Annotated in this window: 13 protein-coding genes; 6 read left to right on the top strand and 7 right to left on the bottom strand. The window is 56.7% G+C overall.

The window, feature by feature from the left end; all coding sequences use genetic code 11:
• The coding region (locus A9W96_RS31610; protein ID WP_231999753.1) for a hypothetical protein at positions 1–1,569 on the top strand (1,569 nt) is incomplete at its 5' end.
• A gap of 3 nt (positions 1,570–1,572) precedes the next feature.
• Positions 1,573–1,908 (top strand): hypothetical protein, encoded by a 336-nt coding sequence (locus A9W96_RS31605; RefSeq protein ID WP_156765335.1) that lies wholly within the window; start codon positions 1,573–1,575, stop codon positions 1,906–1,908.
• A gap of 461 nt (positions 1,909–2,369) precedes the next feature.
• Here A9W96_RS31605 and A9W96_RS20100 read toward each other — a convergent pair whose 3' ends face one another.
• Both A9W96_RS20100 and A9W96_RS20095 read right to left on the bottom strand, forming a co-directional pair.
• Positions 2,370–4,562: a HAMP domain-containing sensor histidine kinase gene (locus tag A9W96_RS20100; protein ID WP_082972511.1), complete on the bottom strand. Its 2,193-nt coding sequence runs from the start codon at positions 4,560–4,562 to the stop codon at positions 2,370–2,372.
• A gap of 197 nt (positions 4,563–4,759) precedes the next feature.
• The gene (locus tag A9W96_RS20095; RefSeq protein ID WP_067142412.1) at positions 4,760–5,473 is read right to left on the bottom strand and encodes a hypothetical protein; all 714 of its coding nucleotides are present in this window, start codon (positions 5,471–5,473) and stop codon (positions 4,760–4,762) included.
• A 297-nt stretch (positions 5,474–5,770) separates the two neighbouring features.
• Between A9W96_RS20095 and A9W96_RS20090 the strand changes: the two genes are divergently transcribed.
• On the top strand, positions 5,771–6,226 hold the full coding sequence (locus tag A9W96_RS20090; RefSeq protein WP_231999752.1) for a DUF4345 domain-containing protein: 456 nt from the start codon (positions 5,771–5,773) through the stop codon (positions 6,224–6,226).
• 187 nt (positions 6,227–6,413) lie between these two features.
• Here the strand turns inward: A9W96_RS20090 and A9W96_RS20085 are convergent, their stop codons facing one another.
• Positions 6,414–7,250: a hypothetical protein gene (locus tag A9W96_RS20085; protein WP_067142409.1), complete on the bottom strand. Its 837-nt coding sequence runs from the start codon at positions 7,248–7,250 to the stop codon at positions 6,414–6,416.
• Positions 7,251–7,652 carry an S-adenosylmethionine decarboxylase gene (locus A9W96_RS20080; RefSeq protein WP_067142418.1) on the bottom strand — a complete coding sequence of 134 codons (402 nt, stop codon included), beginning with the start codon at positions 7,650–7,652 and terminating at the stop codon, positions 7,251–7,253. It abuts the gene before it with no gap.
• Positions 7,653–7,863: 211 nt separating this feature from the next.
• Here A9W96_RS20080 and A9W96_RS20075 point away from each other — a divergent pair, with 211 nt between their 5' ends.
• Genes A9W96_RS20075 through A9W96_RS20065 form a run of 3 tightly spaced genes read left to right on the top strand, consistent with a single transcriptional unit; the run spans position 7,864 to position 9,619 of the window.
• A complete protein-coding gene (locus A9W96_RS20075) occupies positions 7,864–8,109 on the top strand; it encodes a helix-turn-helix domain-containing protein (protein ID WP_067142406.1) in 246 nt (81 codons plus the stop codon).
• Positions 8,110–8,157: 48 nt separating this feature from the next.
• Positions 8,158–9,105, top strand: coding sequence for an oxidoreductase (locus A9W96_RS20070; protein ID WP_067142403.1), 948 nt, complete (start codon positions 8,158–8,160; stop codon positions 9,103–9,105).
• Positions 9,092–9,619, top strand: coding sequence for a hypothetical protein (locus A9W96_RS20065; RefSeq protein WP_067142400.1), 528 nt, complete (start codon positions 9,092–9,094; stop codon positions 9,617–9,619). Before A9W96_RS20070 ends, A9W96_RS20065 begins: the two co-directional genes overlap by 14 nt.
• 359 nt (positions 9,620–9,978) lie before the next feature.
• Here the strand turns inward: A9W96_RS20065 and A9W96_RS30650 are convergent, their stop codons facing one another.
• From A9W96_RS30650 to A9W96_RS20055, 3 genes are read right to left on the bottom strand one after another with little or no spacing between them, the layout of a single operon-like run.
• Positions 9,979–11,394 (bottom strand): cytochrome P450, encoded by a 1,416-nt coding sequence (locus A9W96_RS30650; protein WP_082972509.1) that lies wholly within the window; start codon positions 11,392–11,394, stop codon positions 9,979–9,981.
• Entirely contained in the window at positions 11,391–12,614 is a 1,224-nt protein-coding gene (locus A9W96_RS30645; RefSeq protein ID WP_082972508.1) for a DUF6545 domain-containing protein, read from the bottom strand. Before A9W96_RS30645 ends, A9W96_RS30650 begins: the two co-directional genes overlap by 4 nt.
• Positions 12,611–13,111 (bottom strand): hypothetical protein, encoded by a 501-nt coding sequence (locus A9W96_RS20055; RefSeq protein ID WP_067142395.1) that lies wholly within the window; start codon positions 13,109–13,111, stop codon positions 12,611–12,613. Before A9W96_RS20055 ends, A9W96_RS30645 begins: the two co-directional genes overlap by 4 nt.
• Positions 13,112–14,440: the final 1,329 nt, after the last annotated feature.

Raw genomic sequence — 14,440 nt, 5'->3', positions numbered from 1 at the left:
ATTTTGGACAATTTTTCTTTGTCCATAGACGGCCAAGACTCAAGTTCTCTATCATTGCGTGAAAGTCGTACGTTGACTGCCGCTGCGCTAACCCAAGAGTGCTCGCGACTCTTAGGTGCAGCCGCCAGTACGCTGGTGGGAGACATGCTTTGGCTCAGTATCTTAACCGGTGTATTGAGCGAATACCCAACAACTTCTGAGTCGCCCGGTTTCTCCGTAACGGGGGAAAGCAACTTTGGATCTATGTCCACGTACCTCGACAGCGATGAAGTTTGCCTTCGGCTTGGACACTACGTAGCAGAATTCGCGCGCCGGCTTTCGGAGAATTCGTCAAGTGATGAACAACACTCGGAAAACCGCGCATTTATCGCTTTGATACTCGAGTTAGCAGAGAGCCAAGTAGTCTGGGCTGAATTACCAATCAAAAACAAGCGCTCTGGCAGTTCAATGCGGGTAATCACCGAATACTCTACCCGCCACTTGCCCGAGTGGGGTGCTTTGAGTGAATCCATACGAATGCAAACTGGCTTGATACCAAAAAAGCTCGGTATCGTCTTACCGCTTGCTCTCGAGGGGCATAGCTATCACTTAGAGATTGCCGCTCCTGAAGGCATGTATTTTTACGATTTGCAAACATTTATGGTTGAAGATTCCGCTAAGGCCAGAAATTGGACAACGTTTGAATTACCAAGAAGAACCAGGCTAGAGAAACTTCCGCGTATTTACCAATTTCGGCAACGCGGTAGAAAACAACTGGAACATCTGAAACGCTCTGCCCAATTTTACTGGAGATTGCTCGGAAGTATCGCGATGAATAAGACCGACGCTCACATCGTAGCCAGTGCCAGAAGGGTACGCCAGCTCCACTCGCAAAGTCGGTTTACATGGGTAGCCCCGGGCATACTCGGCGAGACGCCAAGCTTACGGACCAACGATCGAGGCCTTGGATCCGCCCACGTGTATGCGCGGAGCGTAAACGATATACGCACAAAGACTCTGAATACGGGTGCTGAATCCAACGTCGTTCCTCAGCTACGATGGGAGTTGCGTGAGCGCCCCCCTGGCATCCTTTTGCCGGGCTTATTTCTTGGGGTATACGTTACAACGCTCGTCTGGACGGTTAGCCTGGTTCAGGAAGAAGTGTTTGGCCAGTGCGCGCCAAACACTCCGCAGGCTTCGGCGATCCTATTTGGCGTTCCAGCAGTTTTATCAGCTTGGGTCTTGTCGAAATTCAATGGCGAGCATGTAGAACGCGCTTCTGGCGTATCACTGTTCGCCGTCGGTTGGTGCGTTGCCAATGCAATGATAACGTCGCTGATAAGTTTGGCTCTTATTGTGAAATGCCAAGCCTGGCGATACACAATACCGCGAGGTTGGTCATGGGTACTAGGGGATCTCAGCGGGCACACCTTAGATAGGATCACCTGGGTAATACTCATGCTTTCAACCTTCTGTAATTTGTCGCTTATCATCATTATGGTCATTGCAAGGATAGGCAGGTATGCAGTTCGGAGGGACGGCACTGTTGACAAATTAGAGACCATCAGCTTATATAGGAAAGGAAAGTGAGAAATGGCCAATGATAATGCCCGGAATATCGAAAGCGCTGGCGGCGCGGATAGCGCAATGCCAGATCGATTTGAATTAATCCAAAGTCCCGGTCAGGAATTCGAGGACTATATCACAAGCGGTGAGCGGATCCGAAGATCATTCGGCTTCGAAAACGGCGGTAAATATGCATTCTACGACGGAGGTTCAGCTGTGATGACATATCGTCAAGAGGCTGCTGATGGCGGTAAGGCTATGCACGCGGAAGCTGTTCGGAGTCTTGGCAAGTTACGTGAAGTACTCAAACATCTCGATTTCGATGCCCTCATTTCTGGTGTTGAAAGTAGCGAAAGCGAATAAAGGCATATTCTGCGTGACGACATCTCATGCAGCCGAACTGCCAAGTGCTCTGTGGTGCGGATTCTTCCGGGTTTTGGATCAGCATCGTCGCTAAGATGAATCGGAAGATTGTAGAACGGTTCGTCTGGCAGCACTAGTTTGGAACGGATTGGGAGCATTCATTATGGCAGTTTCTGTCAGCGATTCGGCCGCGTCTCAATTTAAGAAGGCCGTGGCGGGCGATCGCGTAGCTCGATCACATTTGATGTTGGAGTCCTGCGCATTAGCTTTGGCTTGCATAGGATGGTGGGCAGGACCGAAAAGGCAGACACTGGGCTTCACATTGGCCGGAATATCGGCGTCACTGCAAATCGTCGACTGTATTCTCGATCTCAAAACTGCTCCTTAGATCTTTGTCGAAGGACAGACTTCGCTACAGGTAGAGGCGGATTGGACGGCAAGTGCAGGGCATTGTCGCCTCTCTAGAGCGGTGAGCTTGCCACGGTCGGCGAGCGTATTGGCAAGGTAAAACCAAATGTGCTTCCTTCGCCCTCCTTGGAGCTGAACACCAACGATCCACCGTGCGCCGAGATGACCTTCTGTGCGAGAAACAATCCGACACCGGTTCCGTCTGGCCGCTGAGAGCGGGCGTTCTTGGCTCTGAAGAACTTCTTGAACAGCCTTGCCTGCTCCGCCTTCGGAACGCCAATGCCGGTATCGACGACCGTCAGAGTGATAGCGTCCTGCGACCTGACCAGGTTGATCGTGATAGTGCTTTCGGGATGGGAGTAGTAGATGGCATTGTCGATGAAGTTCATGATCACCTGGCGCACTTTCGACTCATCTGCGACAACGGTGAAATCGTCTCCCTTGACGTGGAGTTCCAGCCTCATGTGATGCGTGGCCGCCATCTGGCGCAGGCGATCCACTTCCTGCTCGGTCACAGTTCGTAGGTCGAGTGACGTCTTCTCGAGCACGAATTTGCCTGTCTGAATTCGGGATACGTTTAGGAAGTCAGCGACGAGGCCCGCCATCCGGTCACTTGAGGTGAAGGCATCCTGCAGCACCTGCTCTTGTTTCGGCAACAGCGGTCCCATGTCGCCTTCGAGCACCATGCTGAGGTTGCCTTTGACGCCGGCGAGCGGCGTCCGCAGCTGGTGGCTGGCCATGCTCATGAATTCGTCCTTGACCTCGTCCAGGTGCTTCAGCTTGGCGTTCGATCGGCGCAATTCCTTTGTCGCCGCAGCGATCCGCTGCTCTAGCGTCGCGTTCAGATCGGTCACCCGATGGAGCGAAAACGCGTTCTGGATGGCGATCACCAGTTCGTTGCTGGTGCCGATCAGTGTGTCGATATCGCGCTTGATGTAGGTGCCGCTAAGGCGGTCGCCGAGCGCGACGTAGCCGAAGGCCTTTCCTTCGTGGCGGAGCGTCATCACGACGGCAATGTGCTGACGCCAGAGCATTCGACGTAGTGCGCTGTGATCGTCGGGGAGCAGCTTGGCCACGATCACGGTCGAAATGACTTCCGACGCATAGTCATCGAGCAGTGCCACGTCGTGGGCTGTCAGTACCGAGTGTCCGGACGTGCCGGCCGACATATGGCGGGCGATCACGTCGTCGGCATGGTGAAGCACGAAGAACGACTGCTCTGCCTTGAAGGTCGTTGCCAGCTCCGCCGCGGCGCGTTCGAGGAGGCTTCGCAGATTAGCCGCGGACGTTAGCAGCTCGCCGAACCGGGCGAAGAAATCTTCAACCTGGTAGCGATCGTGGTAGAAGATGTCGTCCGTCACCGTGTCGAAGAAGCGCTTGACCGGCCGGAATAAGAACGCCAGAGCAAAAGCCAGGACGAGGATGACGGTGACGGGGTTGGCGTTGATGGCTCGCGCCAGGTGGCCACCGAGAACCGTGGTCGATATGAGATACGCGACGAGGTAGTAGACAACCGACAGCGTCAAGAGGCTGGCCGCGTAGCTAAGGGTCCTCACGGTTGCCACGCGAATATCAAACAGGCCGCGCCGCGCGATCTGGTAGCTGATTGCACCGACCAGGATGACGGTCGCCAGCGGGCCAAATCGGGTTGTGTGCCAGGTTGAAACGGTAAGAGGGAGAATGACATTCAGAACCAGGCCGGTGAGCGCCGAGGCGGCGAAGGCGAACAGCACGAAGCGCGCTTGCCGCTTTCTCCGCTGACTGCCCGCACCGGGCGAGGCCAGTAAGTTGCGCGCAGCGTAGGCGACGCCGCCCAAAAAGCCGAGAATGTAGAGCCACAGCCCTGGTCCAGTTGAAAACGCCAAGTTCCCGAGCGCATCCCGGCTGACGGTGCCGCTGACGAAGGCCGTTAGCGACAGGCCGCACAGAAGGATGCCGGCCGCTGCCACGGCGAAGACCTCAGTCCTGCCTGGCCGGCGCCTCGCAGGAAAGTAATACGTGAAAAGCAATCCGGAAAAGACCAGAATCATGGCGAAGAGGTACGCCAGCCGGTTTGCGATATCGGCGACTGTCAGACTGTTGTCGAACGGGCTGTTTGTCAGATAGTTCGCAATGATCCAAAGACAGATCGCTGCTGTCATTAGGCCGAAGGAACGTTGCATGGCCTCGCGCCTATTTTGCAAGACGACAATAGATCCAAGCGTGAGATTGGTAATGCAAGTGAGGCCGAGGATGAGCAAATCCATCAAAAACAATAGTACGATAGATCAATTCGTTTTAATAGCCATTAATGGCTTGTACGGAAGTCGGGAACCGCCGAGCGGTCAGCCAGCGGCTTGTCGGCCGTGCCGTGGTAGGTGGTGAGACCGCTCTGCGGCCCACAGCGCCAGGACTCTTGACTGCTCAGCTTAGACGTGGGTAGCACGCACCGCTTATGGAACTGCTAGCTGGCGAGGCCGAGGTCAGCCTTCGCGGCCTTGACGAATTCCATCCGCAGGCCGTCCTCATCGTGTTGTTCTCTATCGATCGCATACTGCAAGTCGGCCACTTGGCTAACGTATTTTTGCGGATTGTCAGACTTCATAATAGCCAAAGCCAACGGCTGAATCTTATTTTGTATGTCGTTATGGCCATTGATAATTTTTGTCATCGCCGTTGTTACAGCGTTCGAACCGACAATGACGACTCTCGACACCGCTTTCCGGCACGTATCACTCTTCGCCCGGAAGTTCGCACTTTTGTCAACCACGCTGTCTGAGGTGAACGTATTTGGCGCCAACTGATGGGCAAACTCAAACTCGGCTTCTTCCAAATCGGAATACGCGGTGAGGAAGTCAGTGTAGGCGGATATGCGCCGCTCCTTATTGAACTGCGCAGTGGTCCGACTTGTCTCTGCCCTGATCTGGTTGCCCGAAGTGCGGTAGGCCAGCGTGCTACCGACGACGCCTACGATGACCGTCGCGAAGATGCCGGCGATTGCCAGCCAGAACTCGTTTGAGCGGCGGGGTATCGACGTATCGGTGTCCTCGCGGCGAGCGTTTGACTGTTGCGGCTGGGCTTCGGCCTGCGATTGATCGTCCGTCGGTGACGCTTCCGGACTGACTCCCGCCGATGCCTCTTCTCGCCCGCTGGGCGCCAGTGAATGACCTTCGGCCATGCAGCACAGATTACTTCTCCTGCCGATTGCTCACGTCAAAAATCCTGTCTATGGCGCGATCTCCGTCTCACGGCGCCTTTGGTTTGGCCCGTTGACTTTGACCGCTAATTCGGCAGTCACTTGATCACGAAAATTGGCGTCGTTCGCCTCCGCAGGTGTCCAATCTTGATCGCGAATCTCGGGGTCGGCCGGATCGCCTGCAGGGTCATGGTGACCACCCCGCCACCACTAGACGCAGAACCGGAGCGGGTTTCTAAAACTATCGACTACACGCCGTAGTAGTGATTGACTAGGTCCATGGACAAGGCGGATCGGCTACTGCCCACAATGATGTACGCGAACCAGCGCGACGGTGACGGTGGGCGTCAGAAGCTGCAGACGATTCTCGGTCTGCTAGCGGTGATCCCGTTCCTCTCCGGCTTAGCCGGGTTGCTTGCCGGCCCGAAGGTCCTCCCAGGAGTGCCTTTCCCGGATGCGACCACCGACAGTGAGTACCGCTTCGTCAGCGCTTTCTGGCTGGCTGCAGCACCCGTCATCTGGTCAGAACTTCCGCGCATCGAACAGCGCACCGGGCTTTTCCGCTTCTTGACGGCGGTCATCTTTGTCGGTGGACTTGGGCGTCTACTCTCGTGGCGGCAGGCCGGTCGGCCGCACCCGGTTTTTCTCGCCGCGACTGCACTGGAATTAGTCGGCATCCCCGCGCTGGCAGTGTGGCAATCCCTCGTTGCGCGGCGTTGCGCCGGTCGGAGCTGACATCCGGTCCGCGGCGCTTCGGGCCGAGCCACTAGCCAAACCAGAAGAAGCACCGCCCATCCAATCCACGACGACAGCCCGTGACTCCCGAATTCACAATCAACGACTCTCGTCGCGACGACACCGACTGCGACGTTCATGATCAGACGACTCCCGAATTAGCGGTCAAAGTCAGCCCGTCTCAGCTCTAGTGCGGTTCAGCCTGGTCTTTATAGTCGGTGTCGAATAACAGCAAGTGATCGTCAGTGCCGTCGCGAAGCCGCCGAAGCGCCCGAACGGCGTCCGGATCATCCTTGAGCTCCATCAAGCGGCGTGTCACGGCCGGCTCGAAACTTGGTATGTGGCCGTAGATTGCCCGGCTTTCAGACGATCCGAGGTAGGAAAAGTAGCCGCTGCCGCACAGCGGCACGATCGGAATGGCCAGATAGTCGGTCGCGGCGAGATACGGGAGTTTGTCGAAAATCGCGACGAGGTGGTCGACGCCTTCCTCGAGCGCCGAGGCATAGAGGCCGCGGTAGAGCTGCAGGCTCGCGCTGGCGCCGCTCCGGCGGTATTCGCTCAAGATCGCGAACGTCCCGACATCCCAGACGTTTTTGAACGTATCGATTTGGTGGTGGCGCTGTATCTCGGTCGCGCTGAGCTGGACTGGCGCGTCCGTCCGGGCGAGGTCGTTGAGTGTCTTGAGCCCCGCCGGTGAGTCGCGGATGATGCGCAGCGCACCGATCGGTGTCTGCTTCTCCCGATCAACACACAGGAAAAAGAAGCTGGCGCGCTCGTACGGGCCGTACTCCGTCGTCATGAAGGCGGCATCGTTGCCGGGGAAGGCGTCGTGGAACACCTGGCATTCGATGGCGCGGCCGATGTCGGCGAACGGGCTGCGGCCGGACACGCGGTAGCACACCACGCGGTCGTCGGTCGCGGAAACTTTGGACGCAATCAGCTTTTCGGTGAGGGCGGCGATGTCGTCGTTGGGCAGGTCGTAGCGGAACGTTGCGGATGACTGGGCGGGGTCCAGGTCTGCCATCTAGAACCCCTTCGACGTGATTTCAGATGCTCCGAAGAAGCGCCGCGTGAATTCGACTGCCCGCGCCGGGTCGAAAGACTTGCAGGTGTAGATGTCGACGCTGAAGAACAGCAGGGGTTGGTCCCAGGCGTAAAAGTGGGCGCCCGACGTCTCCCAATGAATCCAGCCAGCCCAGCCGTAGGTATCGCTGCGGTGCGTCACCGGCTCGAGAAGTTCCGTCATGTCCAGCTCTCGTGACAATTGGGAGAGGAACCGCTTGATGTCGCGGTCGCTGATGCGTGTTCGTGGATAGCCCTCGATCACGAGCCGCTGTCGGTGAATGGCGGGTGCCAGATCGTGAAACTGGTTCAGAGACTGCCGATTGCGGGCCGTCCTTGCGTTACCGGTGGCGGTGTCGGGCAACACACCTCCATAACAACGAACGCCAATACACGCGGGGTGTCTCCTTCGGTCGGTGGCGAACGGCCAATTGGGTTGGCAGGGCGCCGTGGACGCGCCCATGACGGCACAATCCGCCCGTGTCGACCACGGCACCCAGGCAATATACCAGGATTTATAGTGTTGGGATTCATAATCTCTGGATTGATAGTCTTGCTACCTATGGGCTTGGGGCATGCCCGCCCCGTCCCAGTCGCCGATCTCGCCGGCGACGCGCGAATTCGGTCGTCGGGTAGTCGCCAGACGGCATGAGCTTGGGCTCAGCCAGGAGAAAGCCGCAGAGGAAATCGGCCTGCACTGGACCTATCTCGGGCAGGTCGAGCGTGGGCGACGCAACGTCACTTTGCACAACATCTTGAAGATCGCTGATGGCCTTGATATCGATGCCGGCGAACTCGTCAGTGGATTGCCGCAACCCTGATGTCGGTGGTCGCCAGTAGCGTCGGCCGCGGAAAGGTTATGAGGGACCATGAATCGGACGGTGCAGTACTGGCGACTGATCCAACCTGACGGTTCACCGTTGCCCGGCCGGTTCCCGGTGCAGCAGGTACTGCGGCGGCTCGCGCGGGCCGAGCAACAAGGGCTGGACCGCCATCGGCGTTGCAGAGATGGCATGGTGCTCATTGCCCATGGCGCGGCTGAAACCAACAAACGCATCCTCATCCTCGATAAGGTGCGCCGCGAGAACCTCCCGAGCGTTGGGGACCGGGCTGGTCTACGGCGGGCGATCGGTTTGGCCGAAGGGGAGGGGTTGCTGGAGCCGACGTATTGCGTTTTCGCGAAGCGCAATATCGTTGCAATGCTCATGAGTGGCGATGGGCCGCGTGCTCGACGCCTTACTGACTACCTCAGGGCGAAGCTCGATATCGATGTCGGAATCGAGCCGGTCCTGACCCAGAATCTCGACCAGGTGCTCAACGATATGCGCGTCTCCGGAGTCGACGTTGCGATTCCGGTGAGTCGTATCGACCGTGATCTCGTCGGTGGCGACTGGGTGCAGGCTCTTGACGGCGCGCGTGTACTCGCGCAGGATGGCGTGGTTCGAATCGGTATGTCCGTCGGCCGGCGAGGAACGCAGGCCCACAAAGACGGTATCCGTCGGCGATTTGTGCAGCTGATCCAGAACCTGCGTGGATCAGGCGCGTTGTCGGAGTTCAACAGTGCGCGCGTTCACGGAACGATCGCGGGCGCACCGCGATCGGTCGATCTGCTCGAAGACCACTTCATCGAGAAAACCGAAGTCGATGCCGACCGATTGAACGATCCGGAGCGCTCGACTGAATATGCAAGGGAACTCCTTCGAGGGTCGCTGACGCGCAACCGTGACTACCTTTTCTCCGTAGTCCCTGAGGTGCCCGGCGATCAGGTGCCGTTCGCCGATGTTTTCATCGAGATGCTCGACGATGAGCAACGCTGACCGCGCGCTCACCCAATTCACCTTCTTCGAACGTGCGCAACACCTTTGGATCCGTCACCGCTGGATCGATTGGCTCATCGCACTAGCGACTGTCGGCACCTGGACCGGCCTGGCGAAAGCCGGGTGGATTCCCTGCGCGCTGACCGAAGTTCCGCACGACACGCGTCGTGTGCTGTATCAGATCTTGGCAACAGTCGCGGCCACGATGGGAGGGTTCACGCTCACCAGCGTTTCGATTCTCGTCAATCTACTGCGAACGCCGCTCACGACCGTCGACAGGCTGCTGCCCGCGGAAGACAAGCGTCGGGTCGGCACGGTTTTCCTGTCGGTTCTGCCGGCCCTTGTACTGCTCTTCGTTGGCGCGCTCGTCGCAATCGCCTCTGATGCCAACCGTGACCCTGGCTATTGGTGGATGCAGTTGGTGGTGATCGGCTTAGCCATTGCGGCGGTCATGTCGATCGGGCGAGTCGTTTGGGTGTTGGGACGTCTTCTTGCGTTATCTTCGGACGGATAGAACTCGCCTGCACGCGCCCTTTCGATCGTCGATGTCAGCCAGCACTTATGCCGTTCTGCCACTATGCGCGAACATAATCGATTCGCGCCCTCATCGGGTGCGGCAGCTGCGTCAACCAGTGCACGGCCCGCCTGTAGGCGCCGCTCCACCGCAGGACGGTCGCCGCCCTAGGGATGCGCGCATCCCTCGTGGCCGCGACCGACGCACGCGAAGACCCATGATGCGGTACCGAGTCTTCTCTTTGCCTTATTACGGGGACACGAGCGTGGCCACGGCGTAGACGGCAGGGAACGATCCTAAAAGGCTCCGAAGTCCCCGTCATCTCTACAGCTGGATAAGCATTTGTGCGGATAGAAAGATTATCTGGGATGTACGCGTAGCCGGAGTTGCTCCGGTTTAAGTGTGATTGTTTCAGAAACTTGGAGTTGGTAGCCAGTGTCGGGCTCTAGGTGATATTGGTGCAAAATCATCGCCAGAGTGACCAGGACTTCGTGCAATGCGAATTGTCTACCGATACACGAGCGGGGGCCGGTGCCAAAGGGCTTGTAGGTACGCGGTGGAAGCTTCCGCAAATTCTCCGCTAGGAAACGGTCAGGATTGAACTTTTCGGCGTCTGGACCCCAGGCAGGGTCGCGGTGAGCTGCGAGCAGCAAGACGAAAACCCAATCCTTTGCTTTGAACCGATATTTCCCGCCGCCGAGAGCGGTGTCTCGCTTGGCTTGCCGAAAGTAGCCAGGTGCTACCGGCCACAGACGCAACGTTTCGTCGACGATACGGCGCAGATAGCGCAACTTGGCAACTTCATCGAACTGGATATCAGGGAGGCTCCGGTTGGGCCACCGTTCGTCGATCTCCTGTCGCGCACGTGCACAAATGTCGGGGTTTGCTGAAAGATAATGTAAAGCGAAGGCGATCGTGTTAGCGGAGGTCTCGCTGCCCGCCACGAGCAGTGTCAATATCTGGTTGGCTACATTTGCGTCATCGAGGTTCTCGCCAGTGTCTGGATCGGTTGATTGAAGCATGATGTCGAGCATGTCGCGACGCTCGTTGCTGCGGGGTTGACGTTTGCGAGCTTCGACAATTTTGTCGACTTGCTGGCGGATGTATCTTTTGTCTTCGTAATGCTGCCTTCTGCGTTTCCGCATGAACAGCTGTTCGTACCGTGGGAGTACATCAGTTCGCCGGTTTGCGTACCTTAGTTCCCGCAGCACAGCGGCAATGAAGGGCCCGACGCTTTCGTCACTGAGCTTATTGAAGGCATATCCGAATCCAGCACGGGAAATGACTTCTATGGTAAGGCGATTCGCTTCGCCGGGTATATCAATCCAACCCCGGCCGGCGGGGCCTATATTCCACGTATTAATAAGTTCTTGCACCGTATGGATTATACTGTCATGATAATTTAGCATAGCCGCCCTCGTGAAAGCGGGCATAAGAATATTATGAGCTTTGCTCCAGTTAGGCTCATCATTATAGGCCGTGAATAACCCATCACCGCCGATGGGTCGAAGCTTACGGATCACATGTCCTACATGTTTTTCCCACACTTTTTCGTCATTTAACTCATCTATTAGCGACGTGTCTGATATGATAATCGCAGGATGGCCGAAAACGCGTTGCTCGAATATCCCTCCGAGCTCGCATGCTTGCCTTGCCAAGGCTTGCGCTGGCTTAACGAAGTCGACAGTGAATATATCTCCAATAAAGGGCATGCGAAAAGGCGGGTGCGGAATTGGAGCCGAGTGGGGCGTGATCGCACGCACTGGTTTCTTCATGTTGGTGGGCCTATCTTAACATTGCGAATAGGAGAGGTACCTGAACTCAGGTTGACGGCGACGAGTGCATACTGCCACCATCTAGATATTTTTAACAATTCGGCCGTTTCCTCTTCAAGGGTCCTAGGTCGTGAGCTGAAGATGACAGCCGAGTCGAGCGTGGCGGTCGCAAGTGTGCCAGCCCGTTTGGCTCCTGCTGCATAGGCAAGCTGAAGAGCCAGCGCGGCTTCTCCGCGCTGATCCACGGGGACTGCATGCCTGTTGAAAAACTCCGTCATTTCAACCGGGTCGATATCGGGCAAATACCGCCGTAATTGCAGAATTGCATCGCGTATTTGGACAGTGGTTTGGTGAAGCTCTAATAGCGTTTTCCGCCGACCTTTACTTTGGCGAGCCAGTTCAAAATCGACTTCAGGAACTGCATTTATCATATGCTGACGAAATGTTGAGAGCTTACCATAATCTCGGCTAACTCTATCAAGTCCGTAATGTGCGATGAGATTCATGCCGCACGGGATAACCGCCAAGGCGGTAGCAGCTACCGTAATCCAGAAAAAGATATATCCATGAAGGCTGAGCCTGTAATTGGCGCTGTATACTATGTGAAGTTCTTCGAGTAATTCCAGCGCGACCGCTTGCAAAGTAATAGAGCCGATCGCAAAAGCAAGAAGCATCCCAGCCGCGGCTACGAGCCTTTCATGGCGTTTCACATCGGGTCGGCGAATTTCCTTAACGCACATACGGAACAGGTGCACGGATAGCGCCACAAGCATTACGGCGTATAAGCCCCAGGCCAATACGCCGTCCCAGCCACCGGAGAGTTCCAGAAGCTTCCCGTCGACTCTGGCGCGAGTAGCTGCAACAAGAAAAGCTATGAACACGACGGCCGCGACTATCCGATTATGGCGTTGGCGACGGGATGTTTCTGTCGGCGAGTGTGTCGACCATAAGGACACGAATCCCATGAATTCGGTGGCTGCAAGGATCATGATACCTAGCGACAATTGCTGCGCTGCCGTTACGCTCAGCAGCGCACTCTGAGAAAGTAGTCGCTCCGCGGCGCTCTCCCGCAGTAGCTGGGCGAGAAACATTAGTGACAAGGTGTTGTTAAAATATGCTTCATACTGGCTTTGGCTGAACCATTTGCAACGCACTACGATAACAATTGCTGTGAAAATGATTAGAGGCCAGGCAATGTCGCCGGGGACGGTAGCGGTCATCGCGGTCGGAAAAATACAGTGCGCATCATGGAGCTGTTGGTCGCGGATTCTGCGGCAGCGATCATAAGCATATTGGCAAACATCTCGGCGTCGCGTTCCTGATCGCTGGCGTAGTCCATTCTTCCCAACACCGCGCGCACACTAGCTGGGTCAATGTCCGGCAAGATAGTCCGGCAAAGTTCACTCTCGCGATTATTGTCATCGCCGAATTGCCGCAAACGTGTGTGTCTCAATAGCATGTGGCCAATCTCGTGACACACGATCTGATCAATGTGGTACTCGGAGCTTCCCGCCTCGTGCAAGATCAAATCGTCATCATCGCGAGTCAGCCATAAACCGCATGGACTGTCGGCCAATACGGTTGTATTAACCGCGATTAATCTAATTGGCCGACCACGCAACTCAGCTACGTTCTTAACGAAGGCGTCCCTATCCCAGGGAACGGGGATCGGCAGCCCCCGGGCGAGCGCAAGTAGATCCGCATTAGAAACTGCCATTTATATTTCCCCCTTTCGGAACGATCGGAACCGCGATGTAAAGCCTGCAAGACTGAGTGGGGGGTCAATCTGTGGGATGGATGCCGCAGGAGGACGGGAAGGCACCGCAGGATTTGGCGATCGCGCGTACGCGCTACACGATTGGGTTGTCTTGATCTCGGCGCAGCGCTGCCAGATCCAGTTTGAGCTGATCAACAGACCCGTCTGTTTGGTGATAACCTCAGCTGCGGCTGCGTTGGACACCGACCGTTCAGTGTATCTGCACATGATCTCAAAAGGTTTGCGACCTTCGCTGCCAATTCGGCTGCACCCAGGAGGTCGGGTGGTCCCGTCTGCCAATGTACTCCCGTTTCACAAGCAAGTACCAAGTATGTACTAAGATTACTACAAGGCTCGATACTCGCCAGCCGTGCCGTGGAATAGTCAAGATTGCACGGCCCACGCTTGGTTGGGACCCGGGTCGACGCAACGGTCGCGCGCTTGCGAAATGCGACGATGTGCCCCGATGCCGCTGGCCGGGTCTGGCTGTCGACCATGGTCGGAGCGCTAATGATTTGGCACGTCACTAATCAGTGTCGCGACGCACAGTAATCCCGCGCTCATGACACCTAACTAATAGGCGCTCAGACAGTTCAGATTCGTAGCGCCGTACGGGTGGCCTGATCTCAATTGGTTGATCACGTGGGACCACGTCCATGGGATCCAGTCAACGGCGACCTGCTTAGCCGTGCTTGTGCCACAACGCGTAGGTCACCCTCGGCGATCGCGCGCTCGTAACAGTCGCGTGAGCCTCCGGATGGCACTGAAGAACCATGCCAAGGTTCTCGGGCTCCTACCACGGGAGTATCTCGAGATCCACCTTGAGGGCGATGTGGGCCCGAACCAATAATTTTAGGTTCAGGGCATGGACCAAGCACACGGGCGACAAGTGATCGGTCGCCGTCGCGAGCTGATTGCTTTGGTGCCGGGTCATGGCTTGCGCCACTCGGCCATCGCAGCCATCGTCATAGGATTAGACCGGATTCGTACGATGCTTGCGTCAAGATCTTCGTCCTACGACCGACCCAGACGCCAGCGCTACCCGGCACGGCGCGAATCCTTTATCGAGGACGCGGCCATGACGCGCGAGATAGCACGGCTCTGAAGTGCCTTTAGACGCGTCACCGACGACAGCATGGAGACATGGTAAGCTCGGCGTCTCCGCAGCGTCGCCAAGAGGTAGCCGATCGATCGCTTGCCAGGGCCCGATATCGTCGTCGGTGACGCGTCTAAAGGCACTTCAGAGCCGTGCTATCTCGCGCGTCATGGCCGCGTCCTCGATAAAGGATT

This window comes from Mycobacterium sp. 1245852.3, from assembly GCF_001669335.1.
In the GTDB taxonomy this organism is placed as follows: Bacteria; Actinomycetota; Actinomycetes; order Mycobacteriales; family Mycobacteriaceae; genus Mycobacterium; species Mycobacterium europaeum_A.
Note: the sequence above shows the minus strand (reverse complement) of the source record. Positions and strands in the feature narration are given on the sequence as shown.